Below are 9,308 nucleotides of genomic sequence, written 5' to 3'. Positions count from 1 at the left end.
TGGCCGCGCCGTGATGGAAGATCTTGCCCAGGATATTGCCGAAGATGCTCATAATGCGGGTTCCTTCATCGTTCCGCCCAGCGGCGTTGCCAGGCTCCAACGATGCGATCGGCTTTCGGGTCCGGATGCGACGGAACGTCCCGCGTCACGGCGCGCTTAGACGCCTAGTCGAATAATCTTAGGAGCTTAATGGCATGAGCATTCGCGCAACCGCTCTCGGCGCCGCCGCCCTGTTGGCCCTTGCGGGCTGTAACCGCAGCGAGCCCCAGGCGCCGAACGGCACGACCGCCGACACCATGACCACCAACGGCATCGATGGGAATGCGATGGCCGACGCCACCCCGGCGGCGCTCCCGGCGGCGCAGGTCTTCGCCAATGCGGCGGCGGCCAGCGACGCCTTCGAGATCGAGACGTCGAAGCTGGCCCTGACCAACGGTGCGTCGGCGTCGGTCAAGGGCTATGCGCGCAAGATGATCGAGGCGCACACCGCCTCGACCGCCAAGCTGAAGACCGCGGCGGGTTCGGCCACTCCGGCGATCACCCCCGACCCCGCGCTGAACGCCGAACAGCAGCAGAAGCTGGACCAGTTGAAGGGGCTGAACGGCACCGCCTTCGACCAGGCCTATATCGCCGAGCAGACCGCCGGGCATCAGCAGACGCTCGACACGCTGAAGGCCTATGCCGCGACGGGCGACGTCGCGCCGCTCAAGACCTTTGCGACCGGCCTGATCCCGACCGTCGCCGCGCATCTCAACATGGCCAAGGGCCTGAAGGCCTGACGCCGACCCGCCCCCTCGCCGTGTCGAACGGAGAGGGGGCGGGAGCCATCGGTCGTGGCGACTGAGATGGATCAACGCCGCGCCGACCCGATCATGGCATGATCGCCCATGGCCGACTCCGCACCCCAATCCGCCGCGCTCATCATCATCGACATGATCAACGACCTCGATTTCGAGGGCGGCGAGCAGTTGCGCGAACCCGCCGAGGCCGCCGCCAGGCGCATCGCCGCGTTGCGCGACAGCGCGGATGCGGCGGATGTTCCGGTCATCTACGTCAACGACAATTTCGGCCATTGGCATTCCGAACGTTCCTCGATCGTCGACCATTGCGCGCGCGAGGACAGTCCGGGCCGCGCGCTGATCGAGGCGCTGCGTCCGCGCGACCGCGACTATTTCGTGGTGAAACCGCAATTTTCAGGCTTCTATGCCACCAACCTGCCGGTGCTGCTGCCGCAACTGGGCGTCAGCCGCGTGATCCTGACCGGGGTGGCCGCCGATATCTGCGTCCTGTTCACCGCCGCCGATGCGCATATGCGCGAATATGACCTGTGGGTGCCCGGCGACACGGTGGCGAGCGAGAGCGACTCGCATCGCCGCTGGGCGCTGGAGATCATGCGCCACAGCATGTGCGCCGAGACCCGCCCGACCGACGAACTCGCGCTGGCGGACTGGTTGGCGAGCGAGGCGTGATCGCACTCTAGCGCGCGGGGCTTCGCTACCTTAGATAGCGCCACCTCTATGGCACGGATCGAAACCCCCAAGCGCGTGCGCGGCACGCAGGACATCTTCGGCGACGAGCAGCGCCGCTTTGCTGAGGTGCTGCGCACCTTCGAGCATGTCCATGGCCTGTACGGCTTCCAGCGGCTCGACCTGCCGGTGTTCGAGGATACGCAGGTCTTCGCCCGCTCGATCGGCGAGACGACCGACGTCGTGTCGAAGGAGATGTACACCTTCCCCGATCGCGGCGGCGACATGCTGACCCTGCGGCCGGAGTTCACTGCCGGGATTGCCCGCGCGTACCTGACCGAGGGGTGGCAGCAATATGCGCCCCTGAAGCTGGTGACCTCGGGCGCGGTGTTCCGGTACGAGCGCCCGCAAAAGGGGCGCTATCGCCAGTTCCACCAGATCGATGCCGAGATACTGGGCGCGCCCGAACCGGCGGCGGATGTCGAATTGCTGGTGATGGCCGACCAGCTGCTGCGTGAACTCGGGATTGCCGAGGGCGTGACGCTCCAGCTCAACACGCTGGGCGATGCCGAGACGCGCGATGCCTGGCGCGACGCGCTGGTCGCGCATTTCGAGGCGCACCGGGGCGAGCTGTCCGAGGACAGCCTGGTGCGGCTGGAGAAGAACCCGCTGCGAATCCTCGACTCGAAAGACCCGCGTGACCGGCCCATCGCCGATGCCGCGCCCGATATCGACGCCTATCTGACCCCGGAGGCGCGCGCCTTTTTCGAGGCGGTGACGGCGGGGCTGGATGCGGCGGGCGTCGCCTGGACGCGCAATGCGCGGCTGGTGCGCGGGCTCGATTATTACCGCCACACCGCCTTCGAGTTCGTGACCGACCGGCTGGGCGCGCAAGGCACGGTGCTGGCGGGCGGTCGTTATGACGGGCTGATCGAATCGCTGGGCGGTCCCGCGACGGCGGGCGTGGGCTGGGCGGCGGGCGTGGAGCGGCTGGCGATGCTGCTCGACGAGCCCGCCAAGCCCGGCATCGACGCGGTCGTGGTGCCGATGGGCGCGGCGGCGGAGTTGCGTGCGACCGGGCTGGTCGCCGAATTGCGCCGCGCGGGTGTCGCTACCGACATGGCGTTTCGCGGCAATATGAAGCGTCGCATGGCCAAGGCCAACGATCAGGGCGCGCGCTATGCGCTGATCCTGGGCGATGACGAGCTGGCGAACGGCCGGGTGCAGGTGAAGGCGCTGAAGACCGGCGAGCAGGCGACCGTGTCGCTCGACGCGGCGGCGCAGAGCCTGTTCGACCTGTTGTTCGAGGACGAGATCGCTGAGGACCATGGCGAGCAGCTTCCTCCATTGGCGCAGCGTCTGACCACGCGATGAAGACCATCTCCGCCGAACGCATCGCGCAGATCGAGGCGCGACGCGACGAATTGCAGGCGATGATGGCCACCGGCGAGCTGCCCTCGGACCGCTTCGTCGCGGTGTCGAAGGAATATGCCGAGCTGGAGCCGGTCGCCAACGCCGCCGCCGAGGTGCGCCGGTTGCGGCAGGAGGCCGACAGCCTGGCCTTCATGGTGCAGGACGGCGATGACGAGTTGCGCGAGATGGCGGCGGAGGAACTCCACGCCAACCGCATCGCGTTGGTCGATGCGGATCGCAAGCTGGCCCTCGCTCTGCTCCCCCGCGACGCCGCCGATGAGCGTGCGGCGATGCTGGAAATCCGCGCCGGGACCGGCGGCGACGAAGCGGCGCTCTTCGCGGGCGACCTGTTCCGCATGTACCAGCGCTATGCCGAGCGGCAGGGCTGGCGGATCGAGCTGATCTCCGCCTCGGTGCCCGATACGGGTGGCTATAAGGAAGTCGTCGCGTCGGTTGCGGGGGCGGGCGTGTTCGCCAAGCTGAAGTTCGAGAGCGGCGTTCACCGGGTACAGCGCGTGCCCGTCACCGAATCGGGTGGACGCATCCACACCTCGGCCGCAACCGTCGCGGTGCTGCCGGAGGCGGAGGAGGTCGACCTCCAGATCGACGACAAGGATCTGCGCATCGACATCTACCGCTCGTCGGGGGCGGGCGGACAGCATGTCAACACCACCGACTCGGCGATCCGCATCACCCATATCCCGACCGGGCTGGTCGTGATCCAGCAGGACGAACGCTCGCAGCACAAGAACCGCGCCAAGGCGATGAAGGTGCTGCGGACGCGCCTGTACGAGGCCGAGCGCGAGCGTCTGGCGGCGGAGCGCGCGGGGACACGGCGGTCCATGGTCGGCTCGGGCGACCGGTCGGAACGGATTCGGACGTATAATTTCCCGCAGGGGCGGGTGACCGACCACCGGATCAACCTGACCCTGCACCGCCTGCCCGAAATTTTGGAGGGCGAGCTGGACGAACTCATCGGCGCGCTGCTGGCGGAGGATGAGGCCGAACGGCTCGCCGCGCTCGATGGGTGAGGCTTCCGGCGCCTCTCACCGTTTCACCCCGGCGATGCGTGGTCGGACGTCGCACCCTGTCATGAACGATGATGTTCACGCGGAGACGCGGAGACGCGGAGGCGCGGAGATGTTCGGCTCGCTGCGCCGCAGGCCCTCTATATCCGCTGTCGAATGACGCCCGAACGTTGCGCCATGCGAAACACCTCCGCGTCTCCGCGCCTCCGCGCGAACCATCCTTTTTCTCAAAGCCCCGGCATTCGCCGGGGAACCAGGGCATGACCGACGCCCGCACCGCTTTGACCGAAGCCGCCGCGCGTTTCGCCTTTTCGCCGACTGCGCGGCTCGATGCCGAGTTGCTGCTCGCCCATGCGCTGGGGATCGAGCGGAATGCTTTGCTGCTCGACCAGACCCGCGCCGTGCCCGACGGTTTCTGGACGCTGGTCGAGCGCCGCGCCGCGCAGGAACCCGTCGCCTATATCACCGGCACACGCGGTTTCTGGACGCTCGACCTGATGGTGGGGCCCGGCGCACTGGTCCCCCGCGTCGATAGCGAGACGCTGATCGCCGCCGCGCTCGCCCATTTCGAGGATCGGCCGCCGGCGACATTGCTCGACCTCGGCACCGGGCCGGGGACGTTGTTGCTGGCGCTGCTCGACGAGTGGCGGGGGACGAAGGGGCTGGGGGTCGACCGCTCGGATGACGCGCTGCGCTATGCCGTCGCCAATGCTTCGTCCTGCGGGCTGTCCGACCGGGCGCGGTTCGTGCGCGGCGACTGGGCGGCGGCGCTGACCGGTCCGTTCGACTGCATCGTCACCAACCCGCCCTATATCGGCACCGACGAGCCCTTGTCGGCGGAGGTGCGGGACTATGAGCCCGGTGCCGCCCTGTTCGCCGGGCCCGACGGGCTGGACGATTACCGTCTGCTCGCGCCCGAATTGCGCCGTCTGCTCGCCCCCGGCGGTGCGGCGGTGGTGGAGATCGGCCATGAGCAGGCGCAGGCCGTCACCCCGCTCCTGGAGGCGCAAGGCTTCGCCGTGACGCTGCACCGCGACCTGGGCGGGCGGCCGCGTGCGTTACTGGCACATTGAACAATCGCGATGATGCCCCATATTTCACTTGAAGGACATAGGTCCGACCCGCTAGAGCGGGCGCAGGGGCACGCGAACATTCGGCATTCCCACCGTTATCTCGGGGCACCGTTTTGCGGGGTCGTTGATGTCGGGCCGATGCCCATACCCTTCGTCATGCAGTCGCTGCTGTCCGGCGGCCGTGGCAAGCGCCCATTGGGCGCCAGAGCTTCGCATCGTGCGGGACGCGCGCGGTGCCGGGAAAAGTGGACCTTGTTGGTTTGACGACTAAGGACGAACAGCTTGATCAATAATCGGCAGGCCGGCCGCCGTCGCGGTCGTGGCGGCAACAACAATGGTGGGCAGCGTCCGGGTGGCAATCCCGGCCGTTCCGACAATGGCAATCGCATCGACAACCGCGCGCGCGGCAACGCCAACCAGCTGTACGAGAAGTACAAGAATCTGGCGACCGAGGCTCAGCGTCAGGGCGACCGGGTCAACACCGAATATTATTGGCAGTTCGCCGATCATTATTTCCGGGTGTTGAGCGAAAGCCGCTCGCGCTTCGAGGAGCAGAATCAGCGCCGCCAGCCGCAGGAATCGCGCGACGACCAATATGACGAAGGCTTCGACAACGATGCCGAGGATTATGGCGACGAGGGCGATCCCATCCGTCCGGGCGAGCAGCAGGGTGAGGGGGAATCGCGTCGCGAGCGCCAGTATCGCGACAATCAGCCCCGCGAAAACCAGCAGCGCGAAAACCAGCAGCGCGACGAGCGCAACCGGGACGATCGTCCCCGTCGCGACCGTGAGGATCGCCCGCGCCGCGACGATCGTCGCCCGGTCCGCGCCGAACAGGTCCGCGCCGAGCAGCCGGTCATGACCGAAGAAGCTCAGCCGGTCGCTGCGGTCGAGACGCTCGCGCCCCAGGCCGAGGAAGAGGCGCCCCGCCGTCGCGGTCGTCCGCGCCGCGAGCGCCCGGTCGAGACCCAGGACCAGGCCGAGCCTGCGGGCTTCGACGCCGATCGTCTTCCGCCCGCGCTGAGCGCCGCGCCGGAAGCGGACGCGCCTGTCGAGGAAAAGCCGCGTCGTCGTCGCGTTCGTGCGGCCGCGCCGGTCGAGCCGGAGGCGGCGGCGGGCTGATCCGCCTCGTCCGCTATTCTGGCTGATAGAAAAGGGCTGGTCGCCGCATCGCGCGGGGACCGGCCCTTTTGCGATGGATTAGCGCCGGTCGACATCCTCGTCGTGACCCGTCCCGGAACTGAGGAAGACCAGCCCCATCAGCGCGCCGGTCAGCATCACCATGCCCCCGATCCCACCGATCACCCCCAGCACCGTCACCCAGTTGAGCGTGCCATGGACATGTGCAAGGACCGCGAGCGAAAAGCCGACCGCGACGGCGGCGGCCAGCGTCATCCACGCCATGATGCGGCGGAACCGCGCCCAGGCGAATGCCGCCTGTTCGGGATCGTCGAGACCGGATGGGGGAGGGCTCATGCCTCCGACTATGGGTGGCGGGCGCCGCCGGGGCAAGGCGGGCGGCTGACCTGGATCAGGCGGTGCGCTCGGCCCCGCGCATCGCGATCCGGCTCCAGACGCTGCTGACGATCGCATTGATCTCCAACCGGATCGGATGGCGCAGCGCGTAGACCACCGCGATCCAGGCAAGCACCCCCGCGACGGCGGACAGGCTCAACAGCCCCATGCCGACCGCCTCGGGCGGCGCGACCCAGCGATACACCGCCAGCAGCGGCGCCACCGTCGCCAGCGTTCCGACCAGACTCTGTGCATAGACGACCAGCATTCCCCGCCAGCGGAATCCGGTCAGCGGCTTCATCAACCCGGCATAGAGCAGGAACCACAACAGCCCATAGAGGATGCGCGACGCCGCCGCCCATTCCAGGCTGATCCAGGCCCCCAGCACCAACAGCCCGATCGAGGCGATGGTGTCGAGCGCGTTGAAGACCACCAGCCGCCGGATTCGCCCGAGCAGGATCGGCAGTTCGAAATGCAGCGGGATCGCGGCGAAGAAAAGCTGACCGATCGCGATCCAACTGAGCAGCGGCGCGACGCCTGCCCAGCGCGGGCCATAGAGCAGCAGGACGATCGGCGTGGCGGCGGTCGCCAGAAAGGCCATGGCGGGCCAGGTCGCGCCGCTATAGGCGGCGACCACCCGTTGATAGGGGGCGGCCAGATCGGCGCCCGCATCGCGCAGCCGGGCGAAGGCGGGGTAGAACACGCCGTCCACCGCGCCGCTGACCAGCATCTGCAACTGCGCGCCCAGGCTGGAGGCGCGGCTGAACAGGCCCACGGCGGTCAGGCCCAGGACGCGGCCGACGACCAGATCGGGGCTGCGCGAACTGATCGCGTCGCTGATATAGAGCAGCGAGCTGTTCGATCCGAAGCGCAGGATCGGCCCGAGCCCGCGCAGGCTGGGCGGAAAGGGCGGCCGGATGCCCGATCGCCACTGGCCGATCAGCGCACGCGCGACCTGCTGGCCGACCGCTGCCCAGGCGAGCGCAAAGGCCGAATAGCCCGCCCAGGCCAGCCCCAGCGACAGCGCGGCATTGACCAGCGCCGCCCCGACACTGACCAGGAACATCGAATAATAGTCCATCCGCCGTTGCAGCATCGCGCTGGGCACGATCCCGAAGGGGACGATCAGATAGGAACTGGCGATGATGACCAGCAGCGGCGTCAGCCGCGCATTGTCGTAGAATCGCGCCACCGGCCAGGCGAGCGCCAGAATCAGCAGCCCGATGCCCAGCGCGAAGATCACCGACACAGAGAAGCAGGTCTTGATCTGCTCCTCGGTCAGGTTGCGCTCGCCCGCGACGAAGCGCCGGATGCCGAAATCCTGAAGCGCCGACACCATCATCGCGGCGGACAGCGCGATCGAATAGAGGCCCATCTCCGAGGGCGACAGGAAGAAGCGCGAGATCAGCACGCTGACGATGAACTGAACCGCGAAGGCGATATACTGCGCCCCGATCGACCAGAGCGCCGCCCCCCGGACCGACGCGCCGCTCATCGCCGCACCGCATGGGCGGCCAGCGCCGTCGCCAGTCGAAGACCCGCGACGGGGCGGTGATGACGGACCAGCCGCGCCACCGTCCGCCACAGGGCGGGGACCGGCGGAACCCGGTGCTGTCGGACATCCTCCAGATGCGCATCGATCAGCGACAGGCCCTCGCCTGCCAGCGCATCGGGCGAGAACAGGATGCCGCGCGTCACGTCCGCGCGGATCCGGGCGGACAGGCCGGGGCGTCCGAACGCGGCGTCCATCGCCTCGATCGGGGGCAGGCTGTCCCAGTCGTCGGTCGGATCGGGGCGCCCCGCCAGCCGCTCGGCGCGTGCGATCCGCGCGACCGAGGCGCCGAAATTCTGGGCGAGGACATGCCGGTTCGACACCTGCGTCGCGGAGGCTCGATAGAGGAGTAGGGGATCGGGCAGATTCGCCATGCGCGTCCGATCGACCAGCCGCAGCCACAGGTCGTAATCCTCGCAATGGCGATAAGCCGCCCGGTACCCGCCGACCGATCGCAACACTTCGCGTCGCATCATGACCGAGGGATGGCAGAGCGGCGATCGCGACGCGAGGGTTTCGGCCACGGCGTCGGAGGATATGGGATACTCGACCTTATGACCGGGGCGCGGTGCGCCGCTTTCGGTAATGCCCCTGATCTGGGTGCCGACCACGCCATGATCGGAATGCGCGTCGAGAAAGGCGACCTGGCGCGCGAATCGCTCGGGCAGCGCGATGTCGTCGCCATCCATCCGCGCGATATACTCACCGCGCGCCATGTCGATGATGTGGTTCAGGCTGGCGATCAGCCCCTGATTGGCCTGGCGGACCACCCGGATGCGGGGATCGCGCGCGGCGTAACGATCGATGATCGCCGGAGAGGCGTCGGTCGAGCCGTCGTCGACGATCACCAGTTCGAAGTCGGCGAAGCCTTGCGCGAGGATGCTGTCCAAGGCCGCCGTCAGATAGGCCGCATTGTTATAGACGCTTAGGGCGACGCTGATGCGGGGCGACGTCATACTCGGATCGCATATGTCCCTAGGAGGGGGTGACTAAGAAGCCCTTAAAGCAGGGTAGCCCATGGTGCGATTCCCGGATGGGCGGAAGGTTCCCACCGTCATCGCGGCTTATCTGAGCCATAGAAGGTTGAAAAACCGTCTTTTTTCAAACTTTGCAGAAAAATGGCATTTTTTGTGTTGACCCGAATCGGGGGCCGGCCTAGAGGGGTTTCACCGCGACGGAGCGGGTCGCTGAGGCGGCTTCGGGGTCGGCGGTACTGGCATTGAGATGCTGGCGCACGGAAGTTTCTAGGCCGGAAGGTTTA

Annotated in this window: 9 protein-coding genes; 6 read left to right on the top strand and 3 right to left on the bottom strand. The window is 67.7% G+C overall.

Annotation, left to right across the window (positions count from 1 at the left end):
• Positions 1-194 precede the first annotated feature (194 nt).
• The 6 genes from OXQ33_RS17130 (at position 195) to OXQ33_RS17105 (ending at position 6,102) form a co-directional block, all read left to right on the top strand.
• Positions 195-779, top strand: coding sequence for a DUF4142 domain-containing protein (locus OXQ33_RS17130; protein ID WP_267435975.1), 585 nt, complete (start codon positions 195-197; stop codon positions 777-779).
• A gap of 108 nt (positions 780-887) precedes the next feature.
• The gene (locus OXQ33_RS17125) at positions 888-1,469 is read left to right on the top strand and encodes an isochorismatase family cysteine hydrolase (RefSeq protein ID WP_267435974.1); all 582 of its coding nucleotides are present in this window, start codon (positions 888-890) and stop codon (positions 1,467-1,469) included.
• Positions 1,470-1,517: 48 nt separating this feature from the next.
• Positions 1,518-2,840: a histidine--tRNA ligase gene (hisS, locus tag OXQ33_RS17120; protein ID WP_267435973.1), complete on the top strand. Its 1,323-nt coding sequence runs from the start codon at positions 1,518-1,520 to the stop codon at positions 2,838-2,840.
• Positions 2,837-3,910, top strand: coding sequence for a peptide chain release factor 1 (gene prfA, locus OXQ33_RS17115; protein WP_267435972.1), 1,074 nt, complete (start codon positions 2,837-2,839; stop codon positions 3,908-3,910). The genes hisS and prfA overlap by 4 nt, the downstream gene beginning before the upstream one ends.
• A gap of 257 nt (positions 3,911-4,167) precedes the next feature.
• Positions 4,168-4,980 (top strand): peptide chain release factor N(5)-glutamine methyltransferase, encoded by an 813-nt coding sequence (gene prmC, locus OXQ33_RS17110; protein WP_267435971.1) that lies wholly within the window; start codon positions 4,168-4,170, stop codon positions 4,978-4,980.
• Between the two features lie 282 nt (positions 4,981-5,262).
• Positions 5,263-6,102, top strand: coding sequence for a DUF4167 domain-containing protein (locus OXQ33_RS17105; protein ID WP_267435970.1), 840 nt, complete (start codon positions 5,263-5,265; stop codon positions 6,100-6,102).
• Between the two features lie 78 nt (positions 6,103-6,180).
• Here OXQ33_RS17105 and OXQ33_RS17100 read toward each other — a convergent pair whose 3' ends face one another.
• From OXQ33_RS17100 to OXQ33_RS17090, 3 genes are read right to left on the bottom strand one after another with little or no spacing between them, the layout of a single operon-like run.
• Positions 6,181-6,456 (bottom strand): hypothetical protein, encoded by a 276-nt coding sequence (locus OXQ33_RS17100; protein ID WP_267435969.1) that lies wholly within the window; start codon positions 6,454-6,456, stop codon positions 6,181-6,183.
• 55 nt (positions 6,457-6,511) lie between these two features.
• A complete protein-coding gene (locus OXQ33_RS17095) occupies positions 6,512-7,990 on the bottom strand; it encodes an oligosaccharide flippase family protein (protein WP_267435968.1) in 1,479 nt (492 codons plus the stop codon).
• Positions 7,987-9,003 carry a glycosyltransferase gene (locus tag OXQ33_RS17090; protein ID WP_267435967.1) on the bottom strand — a complete coding sequence of 339 codons (1,017 nt, stop codon included), beginning with the start codon at positions 9,001-9,003 and terminating at the stop codon, positions 7,987-7,989. Before OXQ33_RS17090 ends, OXQ33_RS17095 begins: the two co-directional genes overlap by 4 nt.
• Positions 9,004-9,308: the final 305 nt, after the last annotated feature.

Origin of the sequence: Sphingomonas sp. GM_Shp_1 (assembly GCF_026540895.1) — a bacterium.
GTDB lineage: Bacteria > Pseudomonadota > Alphaproteobacteria > Sphingomonadales > Sphingomonadaceae > Sphingomonas.
The sequence above is the reverse complement of the archived record's forward strand: the minus strand, read 5'-3'. Positions and strand labels throughout refer to the sequence as shown.